At 61.4% G+C, this 19,676-nt stretch carries 17 protein-coding genes; 5 read left to right on the top strand and 12 right to left on the bottom strand.

Annotated features, from left to right (window positions below):
• Nucleotides 1-5 precede the first annotated feature (5 nt).
• The 7 genes from HRU82_09945 to HRU82_09915 all read right to left on the bottom strand — a co-directional run bounded on the left by HRU82_09945 (nt 6) and on the right by HRU82_09915 (nt 9,274).
• Entirely contained in the window at nt 6-1,490 is a 1,485-nt protein-coding gene (locus tag HRU82_09945) for a DegQ family serine endoprotease (protein ID QOJ35251.1), read from the bottom strand.
• A 106-nt stretch (nt 1,491-1,596) separates the two neighbouring features.
• Nucleotides 1,597-3,009: a HAMP domain-containing protein gene (locus tag HRU82_09940; GenBank protein ID QOJ35250.1), complete on the bottom strand. Its 1,413-nt coding sequence runs from the start codon at nt 3,007-3,009 to the stop codon at nt 1,597-1,599.
• Nucleotides 3,009-3,680, bottom strand: coding sequence for a response regulator transcription factor (locus tag HRU82_09935; GenBank protein QOJ35249.1), 672 nt, complete (start codon nt 3,678-3,680; stop codon nt 3,009-3,011). Before HRU82_09935 ends, HRU82_09940 begins: the two co-directional genes overlap by 1 nt.
• A 67-nt stretch (nt 3,681-3,747) precedes the next feature.
• A complete protein-coding gene (locus tag HRU82_09930) occupies nt 3,748-4,890 on the bottom strand; it encodes a M48 family metallopeptidase (protein QOJ35248.1) in 1,143 nt (380 codons plus the stop codon).
• A gap of 5 nt (nt 4,891-4,895) precedes the next feature.
• Nucleotides 4,896-6,128, bottom strand: a complete 1,233-nt coding sequence (locus tag HRU82_09925) for a DUF898 family protein (GenBank protein QOJ35247.1) — start codon at nt 6,126-6,128, stop codon at nt 4,896-4,898.
• 2 nt (nt 6,129-6,130) lie between these two features.
• Entirely contained in the window at nt 6,131-7,444 is a 1,314-nt protein-coding gene (locus tag HRU82_09920; protein QOJ35246.1) for an ankyrin repeat domain-containing protein, read from the bottom strand.
• A 174-nt stretch (nt 7,445-7,618) separates the two neighbouring features.
• Nucleotides 7,619-9,274 (bottom strand): FAD-binding protein, encoded by a 1,656-nt coding sequence (locus HRU82_09915; protein ID QOJ35245.1) that lies wholly within the window; start codon nt 9,272-9,274, stop codon nt 7,619-7,621.
• A 200-nt stretch (nt 9,275-9,474) separates the two neighbouring features.
• Between HRU82_09915 and gcvP the strand changes: the two genes are divergently transcribed.
• From gcvP to rbsK, 4 genes are read left to right on the top strand one after another with little or no spacing between them, the layout of a single operon-like run.
• Nucleotides 9,475-12,360, top strand: coding sequence for an aminomethyl-transferring glycine dehydrogenase (gene gcvP / locus HRU82_09910; GenBank protein ID QOJ35244.1), 2,886 nt, complete (start codon nt 9,475-9,477; stop codon nt 12,358-12,360).
• Nucleotides 12,308-13,804: an SUMF1/EgtB/PvdO family nonheme iron enzyme gene (locus tag HRU82_09905; protein QOJ35243.1), complete on the top strand. Its 1,497-nt coding sequence runs from the start codon at nt 12,308-12,310 to the stop codon at nt 13,802-13,804. The genes gcvP and HRU82_09905 overlap by 53 nt, the downstream gene beginning before the upstream one ends.
• Before the next feature lie 20 nt (nt 13,805-13,824).
• On the top strand, nt 13,825-14,817 hold the full coding sequence (locus HRU82_09900; GenBank protein ID QOJ35242.1) for a nucleoside hydrolase: 993 nt from the start codon (nt 13,825-13,827) through the stop codon (nt 14,815-14,817).
• Nucleotides 14,808-15,725 carry a ribokinase gene (rbsK, locus tag HRU82_09895; GenBank protein ID QOJ35241.1) on the top strand — a complete coding sequence of 306 codons (918 nt, stop codon included), beginning with the start codon at nt 14,808-14,810 and terminating at the stop codon, nt 15,723-15,725. Before HRU82_09900 ends, rbsK begins: the two co-directional genes overlap by 10 nt.
• A gap of 11 nt (nt 15,726-15,736) precedes the next feature.
• Here rbsK and HRU82_09890 read toward each other — a convergent pair whose 3' ends face one another.
• Both HRU82_09890 and HRU82_09885 read right to left on the bottom strand, forming a co-directional pair.
• Nucleotides 15,737-16,375: a hypothetical protein gene (locus HRU82_09890; GenBank protein ID QOJ35240.1), complete on the bottom strand. Its 639-nt coding sequence runs from the start codon at nt 16,373-16,375 to the stop codon at nt 15,737-15,739.
• Nucleotides 16,376-16,477: 102 nt separating this feature from the next.
• Entirely contained in the window at nt 16,478-17,035 is a 558-nt protein-coding gene (locus HRU82_09885; protein ID QOJ35239.1) for a mismatch-specific DNA-glycosylase, read from the bottom strand.
• Nucleotides 17,036-17,248: 213 nt separating this feature from the next.
• On the opposite strand from HRU82_09885, the gene HRU82_09880 reads away from it, so the two are divergent.
• On the top strand, nt 17,249-17,473 hold the full coding sequence (locus HRU82_09880; protein QOJ35238.1) for a hypothetical protein: 225 nt from the start codon (nt 17,249-17,251) through the stop codon (nt 17,471-17,473).
• A 75-nt stretch (nt 17,474-17,548) separates the two neighbouring features.
• Here the strand turns inward: HRU82_09880 and HRU82_09875 are convergent, their stop codons facing one another.
• The 3 genes from HRU82_09875 to HRU82_09865 are packed head-to-tail and all read right to left on the bottom strand — an operon-like array spanning nt 17,549 to nt 19,606.
• Nucleotides 17,549-18,073 (bottom strand): NUDIX hydrolase, encoded by a 525-nt coding sequence (locus HRU82_09875; GenBank protein ID QOJ35237.1) that lies wholly within the window; start codon nt 18,071-18,073, stop codon nt 17,549-17,551.
• A complete protein-coding gene (gcvT, locus tag HRU82_09870; protein ID QOJ35236.1) occupies nt 18,070-19,179 on the bottom strand; it encodes a glycine cleavage system aminomethyltransferase GcvT in 1,110 nt (369 codons plus the stop codon). The genes HRU82_09875 and gcvT overlap by 4 nt, the downstream gene beginning before the upstream one ends.
• 55 nt (nt 19,180-19,234) lie before the next feature.
• Nucleotides 19,235-19,606 carry an FKBP-type peptidyl-prolyl cis-trans isomerase gene (locus HRU82_09865; protein ID QOJ35235.1) on the bottom strand — a complete coding sequence of 124 codons (372 nt, stop codon included), beginning with the start codon at nt 19,604-19,606 and terminating at the stop codon, nt 19,235-19,237.
• Nucleotides 19,607-19,676: the final 70 nt, after the last annotated feature.

The raw sequence follows: 19,676 nt of genomic DNA, 5'->3' as shown, positions 1-19,676 counted from the left end.
CAGGGTTATATCTTGGCGCTCAAGTAGAGCGAAGCGCCTCGCCGATTGATCAAGACCAGCACGTTTTGCCCCTTCTTCAAGTCCGAGGCCGCCCGTTCGTAGTCCTTCAGGGACGTGACCGGCTTCCGGTTGATCTCGCGGATCACATCACCGGGCATCAGCCCGGCCCGCTCCGCCTCACTGTCCGGCTCGACGTCGGTCACTAGGACTCCCTGCAGTTTCCCCTTGATGCCCAATTCCTGAGCCGTCTCGCGGTCGAGTTCCTGCACGGCGAGACCGGCGAGGGGTTGTTCGGTCGAGCTGCTGTCCACTTTGGCGATTTGCGGATTTTCAGGCAGTTCGCCGATGGTGATGCGCAGGTCTTTCTCCTGTCCGTCGCGAACGACCTTCACCGTGGCTTGACTGCCGACCGTGCTCCGCGTCACGAGCCGTTGCAGGGTCACGGCGTCATCGATCGTAGCGCCCTCATAGGAGATGATGACGTCGCCTTGCTTGAGTCCGGCTTTCTCCGCCGGCCCGTCCTCCTTCACATCGGTCACGATGGCGCCATTGCTGCCCTTCAGGTTGAAGGACTTGGCCAGGTTCTGATTCAGGTCCTGAATGCCGATACCCAAGTAGCCGCGCACGACCTTGCCGGTCTTCACCAGGCTCTCGTAGATGGGTTTGCTCATGCCGGTCGGGACGGCAAAGCCCACACCCTGATAGCCGCCGGTCTGGGAGAAGATGGCCGTGTTGATGCCGATCAATTCTCCCTTTGTGTTCACGAGTGCGCCGCCGCTGTTGCCGGGATTGATCGCGGCATCGGTCTGAATGAAATCTTCATACTGGGTGATGCCCATGTGTCCACGCCCCAGGGCGCTCACGATGCCCAAAGTGACCGTGGAGCTGAGCCCGAAGGGATTCCCGATGGCCAGCACATATTCCCCGACCTGCAGGCGGCTGGAGTCGCCCCAAGGGATGGTGGGGAGTCGATCACCGTCGATCTTGACCACGGCGATGTCGGTCTTGGGGTCGGTGCCGACGATCCGGCCCTTGAACTCCCGTTTGTCCGGCAAGGTCACGGTCACGATCTTGGCGTCGGCGATGACATGGTTGTTGGTCAAGACATACCCGTCGGTGCTGACGATCACCCCCGACCCTTGTCCTCCACCTCGTCGCTCGCGAGGTTCCATGGGTGGGCCGAAGCGCCGAGGGCCGAAGGGACCGAACGGGGAGCCGAAAAATTCCTCCCTGCGGTCGCGTGACCCCCGGGTGTCGGAGACCATGTCGGATCCACTGGTGGTAATGTTGACGACCGCCGGTGTCACAGCCTTGGCCACGTCGGTGAATCCTGCGGCTGGAAGGCTGCTTGTCACGGTGGCCGGCTGTTCAGCCGGCGACGCCGTATTCGAGGCGTGGGAATTCGTGATCGTCATATAACTCCCGATCAGGGCAGCGCCCAGAACTGCGATGCCGGCGATCATGCCGGGGGATTGCATGGGTCGTTTCATCGATCGCTCCTCCTTGAAGACTGGGTGGTTGTAGGCAGAGAGGACTCCGCCTGTGACAGTCATTCGGAAGGTAACAACCGGGGATGAGAAGTCTATTAATGAGGGATTAGAAGGCGTTAAGCTGCGGGGCCGCCAGGGGCAATACGATGGTGAACGTTGAGCCCTTGCCCGGTTCGCTTTGCACCTCGATCCGCCCGTGGTGGGCCTCGACGATCCAGGCACAGATCGAGAGCCCCAGGCCTGTGCCTTTCTTGGTATGGGCGCGGGCATCGTCCGTCCGGAAGAAGCGGTCGAAAATCTGTTTGTGCGCGTCCGGGGGAATGCCGATGCCGTGATCGCGCACGGCGAGGCGGGCAGTTCGGCCGTCGACGCGAAGATCGATTTCCACTTTTCCCTGAAAGTGGGAATATTTCACCGCGTTGTCGACGATGTTCAGGATCAGCTCACGCAGCCGGAGTTCATCCCCCTGCACTGTAGCCGGCTGGATGGTTCCCGTTACGACCTCGACGCCACGCTCTTGCCCCAAGAGGCAGGCCTGGCGTTGAATGTCCTCCACCAGCGCCTCCAGTTTCACCGGCTCGCACTCCGTCTTGATCTGGCCCATGTCGGCCCGCGACAGGAAGAGCAGTTCGTCGACAATGCGCGACATCCGGTCGATTTCCTCGAGGTTGCTTTCCAAGACAGCGATGTAGTCCTCCACCGGGCGAGGGCGCCGCAGCACCAACTCGCTTTCCCCTTTCATGACCGTGAGAGGGGTGCGCAGCTCGTGTGAAGCATCGCTGCTGAATTGGCGGATTTGGGCGAAGGACATTTCCAGCCGCGCGATCATGTCGTTGAAGGTATCAGTGAGGCGTCCGATCTCGTCGGAGGAACGGGGCGTCGTGAGTCGCTGCGTCAGGTCTCCCGCGGCGATACGTTGCGCGGCCAGCGTGATGGAATCGACGGGGCGCAGCGCCCGCCCGGCCAAGAACCATCCGCCGGCCAGCGATACGACGAGTGCGATGGGCGCCATGATCAGCAGTACCAACAGGAAGCGGCGGAGGGTTTCTTCGACCCCTTCCAGGGTCGTCCCGACCTGCACGATGTACAGCAGGGAGCCTCGGTAAATGATCGGGACGGACACCAGCCGGAGCGGCGGTTCATTGGGGTAGCGCGCCGATTCAAAAATCGTGTTCCCGGTAAACGCAAGTTCGAGCGCATGCCGGCTCAGGGGCACATCGTGTTGCCGAATGTTGGGCGAGCGGATCGTGATGGTGCCGGAGGGGCTGAAAATCTGAAAAAACTTATCGATGCGCGTCAGCTCGGGGAATTGGCTGAGGAGTTGGTCTTCGTCGATCAGTGGAAGAAACCCTCGTTTCTCCAACGATTGAACGGCGACGGCGGCGGTTTCCTCCAGAGATTCGTCGACTTGATCGCGAAGGCTGCGGGCCGTGATCGTGTACAGTACCACAGAGAAGGTCAGCAGGATGAGGGCCAAGGCGGTCCCGTACCACAGTGTGAGACGGACTCGAAGCGGCATCAGTCAACCTTGAGCATGTACCCACTCCCCCGAATCGTATGGATCAACTTTTTGGATCGTCCCCGATCGATCTTATTGCGCAGGTAATTCACGTACACGTCGATCACGTTGGTGAACGTATCGAAATCCTGATTCCACACATGGTCGGAAATCATGGGCCGCGTCAGGACTCGGCCGGCGTGCCGCATGAAGTACTCCAGCAAGGCGTATTCCTTCACGGTGAGGTCGATCCGTTGCCCCCCGCGGGTCACTTCACGAGTGGCCGGATTGAGCACCAGATCATCGACTTGCAGAACGCCAGGCGATTCCGCCGGTCCGCGCCGCAAGAGCGCCCGGACTCGCGCCAGCAATTCATCGATAGCGAAGGGCTTGGTCAGGTAGTCGTCCGCCCCCGCATCAAGCCCTTTTACCCGCTGATCCACTTTGGATTGCGCCGTGAGGATCAGGACGGGGGTCTGAATCTTGGCCCGCCGGAGCCTGGTCAGCACCTCCAGCCCCGGCAGGCTGGGTATCATGAGGTCGATCATGATGAGGTCGTAGCTGCCGATGAGGGCCATATCGAGACCCTGGGCACCATCCTCACAGAGGTCGACGGCGTAACTTTCTTCTTCGAGGGCCCGTTTGATGAAGGAGCCGACTTTGGTTTCGTCTTCAATGACCAGAATACGCATCGTCTCTGCCTGCGAATTGGTGGATTATAGCAGAGGTGGACTGCAGCTGTGAGCGGGTTACGGCGAGTCAGGGGCCCTGCAGGCCTTCGGCTGTGGAAGGATCCGCGGAGTGGAGGCGGCAGAGCGTTCGAATGTCGTGCCAGTCCGCGCCGGGAAGCAGACGGGTGACAGGCATCTGTGGTGGTGCTGCCAATGCGGTCAGTGCCGCAACACGCCGGCTCATATCCGGATGGGAGGAGAGAAATGCAATGTCGTCGTCGCGCTGTGCCTCGTCCTGTTGCAGGGTGCGATACAACGCGATCATGGCAGCCGGATCGAGATGCGCAGCCTCCAAAAGGCGGAAGCCGTTTCGGTCTGCTTCGGCTTCATGAACTCGGCTGTAGTGTAACGCGGCCAACGTGTGGGCGCCTTCCATGCCTACGCCCAGCCCTGAGGACAGGTTGCCGATCAGCGCACTCAGGAGGAGGCCCATGGCCGCCTGTTCCAGGATCGCCCTGGTCGTATGTCGTTGGTAGATGTGCTGGAGTTCGTGGGCGAGGACAGCGGCCAATTGCTCAGGGCTCTCGGTTCGTTCGAGGAGTCCGCGAAACAGCAGGATGTGGCCGCCCGGGGCCGCAAGTGCGTTCACCAGGGGACTGTCGACGATGACGAGGTGGATGCGGTAGGGAGACGGCGGCTGTGACGCGGTCAGTTGTTGCACGATGGAATCGAGGTGTCGGAGGCGATGAGGATCGCGGCATTGCAGCGCCGGAGGGGCGAGGTGCGTTGCGGCTTCCCGGCCGATCCGCTCTTCCCAGGAGACCGGCACGAAGGGTGTGGCTGCAGCGGCCAGGCCGGGGATGCCCCATCGATACAGTCCGACTACGGCAACAAGGAGGCCGAACGCTGCGGCTATGGTCCAACCCATGCAGGCCTTGCGGTGTGCGGGATGATGGAGATGGGTGGTCAAAGCGGGGGCCAGCCTGTTCAGGTGGAGGAGCGGGGCCGGCTCGTCGAATATGAGCGCTTCAGCGGGATCCTCGCCGAACTCCAAGCGGAGTGGTTCTCCGCAATAGACCCCCTGTGTTTGACGAATCAGCTGGTAGGGCCACTCAGCGGTTTTGCCGTCAGCGAAGAGAAGGTGCAGCGCCGAAGGGGTGGGATGCACCGTAACAGCGTGGCGCGTGGCCGTGCGGCCGTCAAGGTAGTAAGCGCTCCAACTCATGGTCATGGGTGCTAACTCAGTTCGAAGCCGTTCTCCAGGAAGTTGGCGAGCCCTTCTCCTGTCGGCGCCGTCGTCTTGTCCGGCTGGAGCACCTGTTCCAGAGCAACAGGCCCATGAAGCGACAACGATGCAGCGTGGAACCTAGCGCTTCGGACCGTCGTCCAAGGCCACGCCACTCCGAGGGTGACGATCAAGAGGGCGAGGTTGCCGAAGTACAGCATTACGAGACCCTGCCAGGTGATACTCGATGAAAAACGAGCTTGGCCGAATGTGGTGTGGTTCCAGAAGTATTGGTACTGCTTCGCCAGAAATCGAATCCAGAGCGGAACAACGATCAGGGGAATCAGGAGCAGGGCTAAGGCGGCGTTGCGAATGTCGAGCAGCAACGCGAGGCCGCAGAGGGCGAACAACAGATAGGTAGTGACGAGCGCGAGGGCAAAAGGTCCTATCAGGCCGGACCCGTGTCCTCCAAATCCGAAGCGGCGATTGCCGAATGTCGTGTTGGAAGAGAGGAAGGCCTGGCGTTCGGTCTGGAAATAGGGATAGTAGGTCCCCAACGTAAGCAGTGTGAGACACCAGCCGGTGCCATAGAGTTTCATGAAGTCCCACGTGCGGCCACGGAAGGAAAAACGGATGCCTCTCCAGGAGGTACGGTTGCATCGATATCGTCTGGCATTCACCACCGCCGTCGGCACATAGGTGAATAACATCAGCCCAGCCAACCCCTGAAGGAGGATCTCTACCCAGACCACTAGGTCCAGGAAGGACTGCACTGCTACCAACAGCCCATAGGGCAGGCCGAAGATCAGGCATGCGGTCAGAAATCCGAGGCAGAGTTCTCTGCCGGTCCCGTGGTAGGCGAAACGATCACCACCAAAGGCCGTCTGGCTGAAGAGGTAGCGGCGGATCCTGGCCTTGCCCCAAAAATGGTAGAGGCCCATTGTCAGCAGCGTGAGACAGAACGTGACGATCTGCATGCCGAGGAGGGTGTTGCCCCTTCCATGGAAGGACCCCTGAAACAGAGCCGCCGTTTCGCCGCTGCGGCTTTGCCGGGCGGGAGCGTCCGTCGTCTTCATGACGGGGCGGACGATGACGGCGAAGGGAGTCTGGCATGCGGGACAGGTGCTACGGGCTCCGTGGGTCAACTGTTGAGGATGCCGTACGCGATAGCGCCGACCGCAGTGGTGGCACTCAATCTTGAGGTCGAGGTGGGAGGTGTCCGTGGGACTGGGGAGCGTGGTCATGGTCAGCAGGCCGGACGATGCCCCAAGGCGCAGGCCTGTTGGAGGTCGGCCATAAACCCCTTGGCATCGCCCTTGGTTCGCTTGACGATCGCCCGTTCGAGCCGGGCGCGGCCATGTTTGGGTTCCCGCGCGATGAAGCGATCCCACAGTCGAAGCGCATGGTCCCACTGCTGGCGCTGTTGATACACCTGTGACGAGGCACGGTAGGCTTCGAACAGGTTCGGGTCCAGGCGTATGGCTGCCTGGAAGGCGATGAGGGCTTCATCCGGCGCGCGTTTCTCCATCAAGGCGGTGCCGCGACTGTAGTAGGCCTCGGAAAAGTCAGGATCGAGATTGAGGGCGTCCGCATAGGCCATCAGCGCTCGGTCGAGCTGTCCCGACTTTTGCAAGGCTACGCCCCGTTCCCGCTGCGCTTTCGCTTGGGAGAATTCCTTCCCGCCGTAGGTGCGCACTACCGCGATCACTTCATCGTTTTGGCCTTGAAGGGCGATTTCGAGCGGGGTCTGCCCGTGGCTCTTGTCGTTCACTGCAATGCCTCGTTCCAAGAGTGCGCGGGCGGCGGCCGGATGGCCCTGCCGAACGGCGCGGTGCAGAGCCGAATCACCCGAGGCGGAACGAGCATGGAGGTCGGCGCCATGCACGAGCAGCAGGGTGATGGTCTCCGCATGCCCGCGTTCTGCGGCCGCGAACAGGGGGCTAAATCCCTGTTTCGAACGGCTGTTGGGATCGGCTCCCTGTTGCAGCAGGGCTGCCACGACCTGGTGGTGTCCTCGTTTCGCCGCTTCGTACAGGGCCGTCCTCCCCTTGCCATTTCGCCGATCGATCGGCTCTCCCTCTGTGATCAGCGCGAGGGTCGTGGCCAGGTCCCCGCGCGCCGCCGCCAGGTGGAGCGGGGTCCAACCGTCGTATGTGAGGATCAAGGGGGACAACAACAACCCGTCGACATCGTAGGGGTCGTGGGTTGCCGTAATTTGGGTGAAGAGCCACGACCCCATGCCCGTGAGGAGTGCATAGTTCAGCAGGCACGTCAGGACTGCGATCGCCAGGCCTGTCAGTCGGCGTGAGAGATCCACAACTTCGGGCGGAGTGAACGACGCTTCGGCTGCCGTCCTGTCTTCCTCCGGGACACTGCCGGAGTCGAGGACGATCAGATTACTTCCGCAGGACAGACAGGGAAACTGTTGCAACGGACTTTCTCCGGCTGGGTTGTCAGCGTGAACAGCCTGACAGAGGGGGCAGATGGGGAAACAGGGCGACTCGTGAGGAGCCGTGCTCGGCTGGGCGGGAGCCTCCGTGCCTGGGAGAACGGTTGTCATGGTACCTGAAGACCCTTCGCCCCGGCGCCAGTCGGTGTGTCCCGTCAGTGGGATCGATTGGTGATCTATTGCAAAGAATAGCGCAAAAGAGAAGGAGTGCAACTCATGGGGGCATGGGGACCGAGGTGGAGAAGGCCGGGCGGTCGAGCGTCCCTCGGTCTGGGCGGTCTAGCGTCAGCCGGGAGGGAACCGGGTAATGGTCACGGGGGCATAGGTCAAGACGGGGCCCTCGGGCCGGCAATGGCTCAGCGTGTGGCGCAGCCAGGAGGCATCGTTTCGTGCCGGGAAGTCGGCGCGGTAGTGGGCGCCACGGCTTTCTTCACGTCCCAGGGCGCTGACGACGATCGTTTCCGCGATCTCCAAGAGGCATTGGAGTTCCAGCGCCTGAAGGAGGTCTGTGTTGAACATTCGTCCCTTGTCCTGCAGCCGTACCGTCCGAGCGCGGACCTTGAGGGTGTGTATGGTCGACAGGGCTTCCTGCATGGACCGTTGGGTGCGAAAAATGCCGAGATTCAGGCTCATCGTTTTGCCCAACTCGTCCCGTATCTGCCAAGCCCGTTCCGGCCCCGGGTTGGCCATGAGGCTGTGGATGCGTTGCTCCTCGCCTTCCAAGGCAGCGGGCGGAACCGGAGGCAGGTCTCGATCCCGCACGAACTCCGCAGCCCTCGTACCAGCCCGCCGCCCAAAGACGATGGTTTCAAGCAGAGAGTTGCCCCCGAGGCGATTGGCCCCGTGAACGCTGACACAGGCGCATTCTCCGGCGGCGAAGAGACCTGGGAGGTCGGTTTCTCCCCAGGCATTGGCCTTCACGCCACCCATTTGATAGTGGGCTCCTGGACGGATGGGAATGGGGGTTTCGATCGGGTCGAGCCCGGCAAACTCCAGCGACAACTCTCGAATTTGGGGCAGCCGCTCGAGAATGCGGCCGCGGCCCAGGTGTCGCAAGTCCAAGAGGACGCACCCTTCCACGCCTCGTCCCTCCTGGATTTCCTGCCCGATCGCCAGTGAAACCGTCGAGCGGGTCGCCAGTTCCATCTGCTCCGGGGCATAGCGCTTCATGAACCGTTCGCCGAGCGTGTTTAGGAGATAGCCGCCCTCGCCCCGGGCGCCTTCGGTGATCAAAATGCCCGTGTCCTTGAGGGTGGTCGGGTGGAACTGCACGAATTCCATGTCTTCCAACGGGACGCCGGCGCGATAGGCGAGGGCCATGCCGTCGCCGGTGTTGATTACGGCATTGGTACTGGTGGAAAACACCCTGCCGCTACCTCCCGTGGCTAAGATGACGGCTTTGGCGCGCAGCGGTTGGAGCCCGCCTCGCACCATGTCCCAGGCGACGACACCACAACAGCGACCGTCCTCGACCAGCAGCGCCGTGACGTACCATTCCTCGTAAACGCGGCAACGACGCTTGAGCAGTTGCTCGTACATCGCATGCAGGAGCGCGTGTCCCGTACGATCGGCCGCGTAACAGGTGCGCGGGTAGCCGGCGCCTCCGAACGGACGCTGGGCAATGCGCCCTTCCGAGGTGCGGCTGAAGATCACCCCCATGCGCTCCAGTTCTAGAATGTCCTGCGGTGCCTCCCGGCACATGGCTTCGATGGCATCCTGATCACCGAGGTACAGGCCTCCCTTGGTCGTATCGTAGGCATGGGCCTCCCAAGAGTCTTCTGCACCGATGGCGGCGTTGATGCCGCCTTGGGCGGCAACGGAGTGGCTGCGAACGGGGTGGACTTTGGAGAGGAGGGCGACGTCCAACTCAGGTGGAACGGCGATGGCCGCACGCATACCCGCCAATCCCGCCCCCACGACCAAGATGTCATGCGTGATCATCCGTGCTGATGCCTCTCGATCGTCCGGGGGCAAAGGATAGCGCGCCGGGGCCTGCCCCGCTCACTAATACCGTACGGATCTCCGGATTACAAGGCGAAGGGATTGACTCCGGGCGCTTGGAAAAGTCTGGTCTGCATGATAGGGTAGCCTTCGCCGCTTCTAGAAGCGCATACGCCAACTTTTAGCAGGATTTCACTCCCATGCCACAGCCCAAATTCTTCGAGTCGAGCGACACGTTTGTGCCCCGCCATATCGGGCCGACTGAACCGGAAATTCAGGAGATGCTGGCCGCACTCGGCCTCCCGTCGCTGGAGGCGCTCGTGGACGCGACGGTCCCCGGCGAGATTCGCCTGCAGAACGCGATGAATATGCCGGCCCCGCGAGGCGAACAGGCGGTGCTGGAAGAACTGCGTAGCATGGCCGTCCAAAATCAGGTGTGGCGGACGCTCATCGGCATGGGCTATTACGACTGCGTCACTCCGCCGGTGATCCAGCGCAACATCCTGGAGAATCCCGGCTGGTATACCCAATACACGCCCTACCAGGCGGAAATCGCGCAGGGGCGGCTCGAGGCGTTGGTCAATTTCCAGACGATGGTGGCCGACCTCACGGGCTTGCCGCTGGCCAATGCGTCGCTGTTGGACGAGGCTACCGCGGCGGCGGAAGCCATGACGATGTGCGCGGCCCTCTCACGCGCTGCCGGACGGGAACGCACGAAATTCTTTATCTCGGAGCATTGTCATCCGCAAACGATCGCGGTCGTCCACACGCGAGCGGAGCCGCTGGGGATCACGCTCCAAGTCGGGGCGGTGAAGGCGGTGGATTTCTCCCAGGGCGAGTTTTTCGGCGCCTTGCTGCAATATCCCACGACGGATGGGTATGTGGGGGACTACGGCGATGTCGTGACGCAGGCTCATGCGGGTGGCGCCTTTGTGGTGGTGGCGACGGATCTCATGGCCCTGACGCTGTTGCGACCGCCGGGCGAGTTCGGCGCCGATGTGGCGATCGGATCCAGTCAACGATTCGGGGTTCCGATGGGTTACGGAGGGCCTCACGCCGCCTTTCTCGCCACGAAAGAGGAATTCCGACGGCAGATGCCGGGACGGATCGTGGGGGTGTCCAAGGATGCCACTGGTCGGGTCGCCTATCGCCTCGCGCTCCAGACGAGAGAACAACATATCCGGCGGGAAAAGGCCACGAGTAATATTTGTACGGCGCAGGTATTGCTCGCGGTGATGGCGGGCATGTATGCCGTCTATCACGGCCCGGACGGATTGCGGCGGATTGCGGAACGCATCCATGGCTTGACGATGGTGTTGGCGGAAGGCCTCCGTCGCCATGGGTGTGAAGTGGGATTGGAGTCGGTCTTCGACACCCTGCGGGTGCCGTTGTCGCGGGTACAGGCGGAGACTATTTGGAATCGTGCGCGCCAGCACCGGATCAACCTGCGGCGGTATGACGATTACAGTTTGGGACTCTCGCTGGACGAGTGCAGCACGTTGGATGAGGTTCAGCAGCTGCTCGCGCTGTTCGTCGGCCACCGCATTCCGGCGGAAGACCTGCAGACCCTCGTCCAGTCCGTCGACGTGCGGTATCCGGCGTCCCTGGCACGCACCAGCCCGTATCTCACGCATCCGGTGTTCCATCGCTACCATTCGGAGCATGAGATGTTGCGGTACATCCACCGGCTTCAGGCACGCGACCTCTCGTTGGTCCATTCGATGATCCCCCTAGGATCTTGCACCATGAAACTCAATGCCACGGCGGAGATGTTGCCGGTGACCTGGCCGGAGTTCGGTCGCCTCCATCCCTTCGTACCTGTCGAACAGGCGCAAGGGTATCAGGCGATGTTTGAGCAACTGGAGTCGTGGCTGGCGGAGATCACCGGATTCGCCGCCCTGTCCTTACAGCCCAACGCGGGATCACAAGGAGAGTATGCCGGACTCATGGTGATTCGCGCCTACCACTGGCATCGGGGCGAGACACAGCGCGATGTGTGCCTGATCCCTGTGTCGGCCCATGGGACCAATCCCGCCAGCGCCTCGATGTGCGGGATGACTGTCGTCCCGGTGGCCTGTGACGCACGCGGCAATGTCGATGTCGCCGATCTTGAGGCGAAGGCTGCGCACCATCGTGACCGCTTGGCTGCCATGATGATTACCTATCCCTCGACGCACGGGGTGTTCGAGGAGGGCGTCCGTCGCATGTGCCAGATCGTCCACACGCACGGCGGGCAGGTGTACATGGACGGGGCAAACCTCAACGCCCAAGTCGGTCTCTGTCGGCCGGCTGATCTGGGAGCCGACGTGTGCCACCTGAACTTGCATAAGACGTTCTGCATTCCGCATGGTGGCGGCGGACCGGGCATGGGACCGATCGGGGTGGCTCGCCACCTGGTGCCGTTTCTTCCCGGCCATCCGGTCGTGCAAGTGGGCGGAACCCAGTCCATCGGTCCGGTGTCCGCCGCGCCCTATGGGAGCCCCAGCATCGTGACGATCTCATGGGTCTACATCGCGTTGATGGGGCGAGAAGGGTTGACCAAAGCGACGCAGGTGGCCATCCTGAACGCCAACTACATGGCCAAACGGCTGGAAAAACATTATCCGGTCTTATACACGGGCGCGCGTGGCTTCGTGGCCCATGAATTCATTCTGGATCTCCGGCCCCTGAAGGATCGCAGCGGCGTCGAGGCGATGGACGTGGCCAAGCGATTGATGGATTATGGATTTCATGCCCCGACGGTGTCGTTTCCCGTGCCCGGGACCCTGATGATCGAACCGACGGAGAGTGAAACCAAGGGGGAGTTGGATCGGTTGTGTGAGGCGTTGATCGCAATACGCGCCGAGATCCAGGATATCGTGGACGGTCGGCAACCTCGCGCCGGCAATCTCTTGAAGAGCGCGCCACACACGGCCTCGGCGGTGATCGTCTCCGATTGGACCAGGGCCTACTCGCGAGAGCAGGCGGCATTTCCCGCGCCCTGGGTTCGAGACAACAAATTCTGGCCGAGCGTCGGTCGTATCGATGAAGCCTATGGGGACCGCCACCTCTTTTGTACCTGCCCTCCGATGGACGCGGCTTCCTGATGCGCGGCTGCGTGGGGATGTCCTCGATCGGGATATCGCCGGTTGCCCGCCGTCTTTCTCCGTAGTCTCAGCGGCGGCTCTGTGCTGTCTGCTGCTCCTGTTGGGATTTGCCTCGGGCGCGAGGGCGTTCCCTGGTTCCGAGGAGGCATTCCAGGAAGCCCAGCCCGGTATCACCTATCAAGCCGGAACGAGACTCCGCATTTCCGACACCGACTGGTCGTTTGTCGTGCCAAATGGCTGGAAGAGCAATCGGTCGGAAGATTCGCCCATGCCCTTTGTCTATTCAGAGCCGGGAAAGGCTCTGGGTATGGTGTTCCCCATGGTAGATGCGACGCGCGACAGTATTCGGGAGCAATTGAGTCAACCCCTGTCGTTGCTGCACGGATTGTCCTTTGTGCCATCGGGGACGGAGGTGGAAACAGCCCACACGATGGGGCGGTCCTTTCAAAGTGAGGAGCTGGTAGGACGGGCCCTTGCGGTCTTTGGGCCGGAGCAGGCCTGCGTTCTCTATTTCCTGATGGGGCCTGCCGACGAAGCGTCCGATTATGACGCGACCTTGGAGCGGCTTGCGGCCTCCACCCGGTTTGGAACTCAGAATCCGAACCAGGCAAGCAGCGCGCCGAGCCGGTCGGTGGAGGCTGAGGGCGACATGGTCACAATCATGGCCGGAACATTCCTGCGAGGGAGTTTGCCGGGCGACGGGGATCCGGATGAAGAACCGCAACGCGTGCTGTACCTCGATGGGTTTCGGCTCGATCGGCAGGAGGTGACGAATCGACGGTACCGGGCCTTTCTTCAGGCGACCGGTCATCGTACGCCTGAGCATTGCTGCGACCCCTCCTACAATCTGTGGGATGGTTATGAGATCGATGCCTCTCGACTTGACCATCCCGTGGTCAATGTCGATTGGCATGATGCCGAGGCCTTTTGCCGCTGGGATGGGAAACGGTTGCCGCGAGAAGCCGAATGGGAGCGGGCGGCTCGTGGTACACATGGACGCAGGTTCCCCTGGTCTGATCTGTGGGATCGTACGCGGGCCAATGGGGCCTCATACTGGGCTAATCAAGACCTTCTAACGGTCGAGGCGGCGAAGGCCTGGTGGGCCGAGGAGGGGGCTGCCTTGCTGAATCAGGAAGAAGCGCATGGTCTAGCCACGTTGCCCGAGCAGGCCCTGCCTCTGGGGGCTACTCCCGAAGGACTGGTACACCTGGCGGGCAATGTCTGGGAATGGGTCGCTGACTGGTATGACCCAGCCTACTATGCCGTCGCGCCAGAACGGAATCCGCCGGGACCGGCTTCCGGCGAATACAAAGTCCTGCGTGGCGGATCTTGGTTGAACCACCAGGCGTTTCTACGCGGCGCGGTCCGTGATGGATCACGCCCGACCATGCGCAACCATGGGACCGGATTTCGCTGCGCCCAAGACCTCACCGTGACGCCATAGCCCCTGACGCCCAACGAATCATGCCGCGATGCGTTCCCACCAGAGTCATCATCGATACCGACCCCGGTGCCGACGATGCGTTGGCCATTCTCCTGGCGTTGGCCTCTCCGGAGCTGGAGGTCGTGGGCCTGACCACCGTCTGCGGCAATGTTCCGGTGGGGCAAGCCACCAAGAATCTGTTCCGCTTGCTAGGATTGCGGTCGACGCTGCGGGGTCTGTCGGTCGGGCAAGGGGCGGCCAGACCGCTTGAGGAGGACCTCGTCACGGCCGACCACGTGCATGGCAGCGATGGATTAGGTGAACTGGATCGCCTCCTGACCGCGCAGGGAACGCCCCTCTACCCTCCTGCTCGGTTGCCGGCGCTGTTGCCGACAGCACATGAGGTTTGGAACGAGTGTGTGCGACGGTATCCGCAAGGGCTGACGCTGATCACTATCGGTCCGTTGACCAACCTCGCGGTGGCGTTGAAGGTGAATCCGCTCCTGGTCCAGAGATTTCAATCGGTGATCGTGATGGGAGGGGCGATCGGTGTTCCGGGGAACGTGTCGCCGGTTGCCGAATTTAATATCTACGCCGATCCCCATGCTGCAGCCCGCGTCTTCCAGGCGTCCTTGCCCATCACGCTGGTTCCTTTGGACGTCACGACCCGCCTCTCGGTCACAAGGGATGTGCTGGCGACGTGGGTCACTGCATCGCGCGATCCGTTCAGTCGATTGGTGACGGATGTGACCGGATGTGCGTTCGATTTTGCCGAACAGGTAGAAGGCCATGGTCTGTTTCACTTTCATGATCCACTGGCGGTGCTGGCGGCGGTCGATGCGAGCCTGTTGAAGCTCGAGCCCCTCCATGTTTCGGTCGAGACGAGGGGCATCGTGGCGCGGGGGATGACCGTGGCGGACCGGCGTAGCCGCAAGGCGGAACAAAAAGTCATGCCGAATATGCAGGTCGCCGTGGGTGTCGATGTGGAACGCTCATTGGATCTGCTCCGGGCCAGGCTCTGTCCATGGTCGTAGTCGTCGGTTCCAGCAACATCGATCTGGTCGTTACAGTCGACCGCCTTCCCGGCCCGGGAGAAACCGTTCCCGGCCATCATTTCGCCCGATCATTCGGCGGGAAGGGCGCCAACCAGGCTGTTGCGGCGAAGCGCGCCGGCGCAGAGGTGGTCTTTCTCAGTAAGCTCGGGGACGACGCCCATGGCGCTCTCCTTGAGGAACATCTGATTGCGGAGGGTTTCTCTCGACAGACCCTCCTGCGGGATCGGCATGCCCCGACCGGATTGGCGGTGGTGTTGGTTGATCGGGCAGGTCGCAACCAAATCGTGGTGGTTCCGGGAAGCAACGGTGCCCTCACCCCTGACGACGTGCGTCGGCAGTCAGGGGTGATGGCAGGAGCGCTGGTGTTGCTGGTCCAATTGGAAATCCCCCTGGAGACCGTACAGGAGACGCTGCTCTGCGCAAAGCGGCAGGGGCTGACTACGATCCTCAATCCAGCGCCGGCCGTACCGCTCTCGACCGAACTCCTGCAGCTGGTGGATATTCTGACGCCGAACGAAACCGAGGCCCGCATTCTTACGGGATTGTCCGATCCTGCCCAGGCTGCCCGTTGGCTGGTCGACCGAGGCGTGCGGACTGTTGTCGTGACCTGTGGTGCCGAGGGCGCCCTTGTGGGCACTGATCACGGGGTGAGTGCGGTCCCCGCCTTCCTCGTGGAGGCGGTTGACACGACCGGTGCCGGTGACGCCTTCAACGGCGCCTTGGCCTGTGCCCTCGCGCAAGACCTGCCGATCGAGGTTGGGCTTGAGGTGGCCGCTGCGGCCGGCGCACTGGCTTCGACGGTTCAAGGAGCACAGGAGGCTATGCCGTTGAGGAGCGCCATCGAAGGTTTGCGTGGGTCGGGAACGAGGCGGTGTCCGGCGCGGTGAGTCGGCAGCAGCTAGCGGCTCTTCGGAGCCTGGGCTAACAGGTGTGTTAGGACCTGTCGAGCCTCGGGAATGAAATCCGCCCGCTGTAGGCCTTGGGCGAGTTCGAGCGCCTTGGTGGCGATGGTGATGGCCTCCTCGTGGCGGCCGCCGGCACAATAACTCTTGGCTAAGCTGAGTCTGGCGTTGACGGCGGCTGGCTCACGGTCGATGACGTGACGAAGAATCTGTTCTCCCTTTTCTTTGTCGCCCCCCAGTAGCGACGGGAGGCGAATGAGAAACGTGCCTTTGGCTGACAGGGCGTCGAGATGGTCCGGTGCTAGTTCCAGCGTCCGATTCAATTCTTTCATCATCCGTCGGAATCCAAAAACCGAGCCGATGCTCTGCTCCCCGTCGATGCGCATTTGCTCGCCGAGATTACAGAACAGCGCGAAATGGGCTTGTGCAGAAGTTTCATTGGCTTCCACCGCCTGCTCCCCATAGGCTTGCCCGCGCAAGAAATGGTCGATCCTGGACGCGCGATCCTGGCTTTGTCGGCCAAGGGCGCATTCCTGCATCGCGTTGGTGACGAGTTGGTGGACCGCAGTGCCGGCAATGACGGTCGAGGCGAGCGGAAGAGATACGGCTAAGGCGGTGGCGACGGCAAACTTCATCGGCTGTCCAGGTTAGAACCTACTCAGAAGTGAGACTCTCGACTCTATCTCAGCCTGCAGGAAAAATTCTATCCTCATCTCTCGGTCTCTTGCCTCGCAAACTCAACTCTCCTCACCTGGAGCCCTGTCAGGCTTGGGCAAGTAGTGACTCAGCATCAGAAAGCCCTCCAGCATGGCTCGGTAGGGATAGGCGGCATTCCGTCCGCTCGGATTGGGCAGGAGGATCACATCGGATCCACAGAGTTTGCTCGGCTGCAAACCCGGTTTGCGGCCGATGGCCGCTGGTTCGTTCGGGAATAGTACGGCATAGAGCCCCATACCGAGGAGGACCACCGCCTTGGAGCGATAACGGCTCACATTTCGTAACAACGTTCGACGGCCGCGCGCATAGTCATGCTCGGTCAACTCCTTGGCTTCTGCTGTGGATCGAGTGGTCAGGTTGGTGAGGCCGATTCCCCACTGCGGCAGCCGCCGATCGTCTTCGTACCCTAGCGGGAAGGGAACCAACCGGGCTTCGCTTAGGAGTTTCCAGAACCGATTCGAATGTCCGGCATAGTGGTGGCCGAGGGCCGCGGATCGGAGCCCCGGATTAATCCCAACAAAGAGGATGCCCAGATTCGGTGCCAGATAGTCGGGAAGAGGACGGTGTGCTCTCGGCATGGCAGGACTGATTGTTGAGGCGGTTTAGTCTTGGCTTGGCTATTCTGCCACAGCCGACGGCGCCCATCGCCGTGCTCGCAAGGGCGGTGAGTATTCGAAATTTTTGAAAAACAACGAATTAGATCGAGCAGCGTCTCCGGCAAAGACCTTGCTTTGCTCTCGGCCGTCGGTAGGTGGCAGTCTCAAACTCAACATAACAGGAGGTAAGTCAGTATGAAGAAGATCATGTTGACGGTGATGGCGGCAGCAATGTTGGTCGCGTTCAGCGCTCCCTCTTTCGCCGGTGATGACAAGAAGAAAGAGGAGAAGAAGGGCGGACACTTCTCTCAGACCGTCTTCGGCGACGACAAGAAGAAGGAAGAGAAGAAGGGTGGCCACCTGTCCCAGACCGTCTTCGGCGACGACAAGAAGAAGGAAGAGAAGAAGGGCGGACACTGAGCCTGGGCGATTTTCGGCGAGGCTAGCTGGCTTGGGAGGTCTCCCCTCTTTGGAGCGGGAGGCCTCGCGGGTCCTCTATCGATTCCCTTCCTGCCGAATGAAGACCGCCTGTAACCCGACAATCGTCTTGGCATCCCGGATCGTGCCGTCTTGAATTTTGTGTATCGCTTCCCGTAACGGCATCTCCACGACTTCCAGCACTTCATCCTGATCCAAGTTCTGTGTGCCTCGTGTGAGGTCGGTCGCCAGGTACACGTGGATGACTTCGTCTGCGAACCCAGGGGCGGTGAAGATGCTGGAGAGGAGTGCGAACTGTCCGGCCTTGTAGCCGATTTCTTCCTCAAGCTCGCGGGCCGCGCAATCCAAGGGATCTTCTTGAGGGTGCAGCTTGCCTGCAGGAATTTCGTAGATAAAACCATCTGCGGCATGGCGAAATTGCCGAATGAGGATGACCGTCCCGTCCTCTTTCAATGGAACGACGGCGGCCGCTCCTGGATGGCGGATGACCTCCAAGTCGATGGTGTGCCCATTCGGAAGGCAGACCGTGTCGACGTTCAGCGTTACGACCTTCCCTTGATAGACCGGTTTGACCCTCGTCATGATGTGCCGACCTTTTTCTTGTAGAAGGGAGGTGTGACGACGACTGCTGGGCAGGATCTGCCGCGGATCTCGATCCGGAGCGCGCTACCGGGGGTGGCAAGGGTGGGCGGAACATATCCCAAGCCGATACCTTTCTGCAGAAGCGGAGAGAGGTTCCCGCTCGTCACCAGGCCGACCGGCGCGTGCGGTGCCTCGGGATGGAGGATCTGAAACCCGTGGCGAGGCACGGCCTTTTCAACGAGTTCGAAGGCAATCAGTCGTTTCGCCGGACCCGTGGCCTGTTGCGCCAACAGGGTTGTCCGGCCGATGAATTCACCTTTCTCAAATTTCACAACCCAGCCTGCACCTGCTTCAAGGGGTGTGGTCTGTTCATCCATGTCGTTGCCATAGAGCAAGTAGGCCATTTCGAGACGTAACAAATCCCGAGCGCCTAAGCCGGCCGGCTTCAATCCGAAGGGCTGACCCACGGCAAGCAGGTGTTGCCAGGTGTCTGCGGCCCCCTCCGCGGGAAGATACAGTTCGTACCCCAATTCGCCGGTGTACCCCGTCCTCGTGACCAGGACTGATTGCTCACGGAGGGTGGTCTGCAGGCAGTGACGGACTTTCAATGTGGCTAGGTCCACGATGCCGGCTGCCGCCAGCACCTCGCGCGAGGCCGGCCCTTGAATGGCAATTTGTGCCATGGTGGCGGACTGGTCTACTACGGTACAGCCTTGAGCCTTGGCCGCTTGTGTGTGCAGCCACGCCAGGATCTTTTCACGATTCGACGCGTTCACGCAGATCAAAAACTCGTAGGGCGCTACGTGGTAGATGAAAATGTCATCCTTGATGCCGCCTTCCTTGGAGCAGACCATGGAATACTGCGACTGCCGTACGGACAGGGTCGAGACGTCGTTGGTCGTCACATACTGGAGGAAGGCGAGGGATCCCGGGCCGGTCACGGTGATGCGTCCCATGTGGCTCACATCGAACAGGCCGGCCTGACGGCGGACGGTGTGGTACTCGTCTACGACACCGGAATATTGGATGGGCATTTCCCACCCGGCAAAGTCGACCAACTTCGCTCCGGCGTTGCGATGGGCTTCGATTAGCGGCGTCTGGCGCATGGTGGTTCGCTGAGTGTAAACAGGAGGACGTGGGCTTGGTGCGCGCGCGTGAGGCTCATCGCACCTCCAGGAGTTCGACATCAAATACCAGTGTGGCGTTGGGTGGAATGACCCCACCCGCTCCGCGGGAGCCGTAGCCGAGCTGCGGCGGAATAGTCAGTTTTCGTTTGCCGCCCACCTTCATGCCGACCACTCCTTCGTCCCAACCGCGGATGACCCTCCCTGCGCCGATGGGGAAGGAGAAGGGATCGCGCCGATCTACCGAACTGTCGAACTTGGTGCCGTTCGTCAGCCAGCCGGTGTAATGGACGGTCGCCAGGTTGCCCGTTGTCGCTTCACGGCCTGTTCCGACTACGAGATCGACATATTTCAAGCCTGATTCGGTGGTCACTTCTTGGGGAGGGGGTGTGCTGTTTTGCTGCGCCATGGTCGGTCTCCCTATGCTGGCCAAAAGGATCAGAGCCATACAACCGGCTGTAATCCAGGTATGAATGTTC

It is taken from the genome of Nitrospira sp., assembly GCA_015709715.1.
Lineage (GTDB): Bacteria > Nitrospirota > Nitrospiria > Nitrospirales > Nitrospiraceae > Nitrospira_A.
Note: the sequence above shows the minus strand (reverse complement) of the source record. Positions and strands in the feature narration are given on the sequence as shown.

Bases quoted from the DNA above. Each gene is read 5' to 3' on its own strand.
- HRU82_09945 (QOJ35251.1), bottom strand. From the start codon at position 1,490: ATGAAACGACCCATGCAATCCCCCGGCATGATCGCCGGCATCGCAGTT.
- HRU82_09940 (QOJ35250.1), bottom strand. From the start codon at position 3,009: ATGCCGCTTCGAGTCCGTCTCACACTGTGGTACGGGACCGCCTTGGCC.
- HRU82_09935 (QOJ35249.1), bottom strand. From the start codon at position 3,680: ATGCGTATTCTGGTCATTGAAGACGAAACCAAAGTCGGCTCCTTCATC.
- HRU82_09930 (QOJ35248.1), bottom strand. From the start codon at position 4,890: ATGACCATGAGTTGGAGCGCTTACTACCTTGACGGCCGCACGGCCACG.
- HRU82_09925 (QOJ35247.1), bottom strand. From the start codon at position 6,128: ATGACCACGCTCCCCAGTCCCACGGACACCTCCCACCTCGACCTCAAG.
- HRU82_09920 (QOJ35246.1), bottom strand. From the start codon at position 7,444: ATGACAACCGTTCTCCCAGGCACGGAGGCTCCCGCCCAGCCGAGCACG.
- HRU82_09915 (QOJ35245.1), bottom strand. From the start codon at position 9,274: ATGATCACGCATGACATCTTGGTCGTGGGGGCGGGATTGGCGGGTATG.
- gcvP (QOJ35244.1), top strand. From the start codon at position 9,475: ATGCCACAGCCCAAATTCTTCGAGTCGAGCGACACGTTTGTGCCCCGC.
- HRU82_09905 (QOJ35243.1), top strand. From the start codon at position 12,308: ATGGGGACCGCCACCTCTTTTGTACCTGCCCTCCGATGGACGCGGCTT.
- HRU82_09900 (QOJ35242.1), top strand. From the start codon at position 13,825: ATGCCGCGATGCGTTCCCACCAGAGTCATCATCGATACCGACCCCGGT.
- rbsK (QOJ35241.1), top strand. From the start codon at position 14,808: ATGGTCGTAGTCGTCGGTTCCAGCAACATCGATCTGGTCGTTACAGTC.
- HRU82_09890 (QOJ35240.1), bottom strand. From the start codon at position 16,375: ATGAAGTTTGCCGTCGCCACCGCCTTAGCCGTATCTCTTCCGCTCGCC.
- HRU82_09885 (QOJ35239.1), bottom strand. From the start codon at position 17,035: ATGCCGAGAGCACACCGTCCTCTTCCCGACTATCTGGCACCGAATCTG.
- HRU82_09880 (QOJ35238.1), top strand. From the start codon at position 17,249: ATGAAGAAGATCATGTTGACGGTGATGGCGGCAGCAATGTTGGTCGCG.
- HRU82_09875 (QOJ35237.1), bottom strand. From the start codon at position 18,073: ATGACGAGGGTCAAACCGGTCTATCAAGGGAAGGTCGTAACGCTGAAC.
- gcvT (QOJ35236.1), bottom strand. From the start codon at position 19,179: ATGCGCCAGACGCCGCTAATCGAAGCCCATCGCAACGCCGGAGCGAAG.
- HRU82_09865 (QOJ35235.1), bottom strand. From the start codon at position 19,606: ATGGCGCAGCAAAACAGCACACCCCCTCCCCAAGAAGTGACCACCGAA.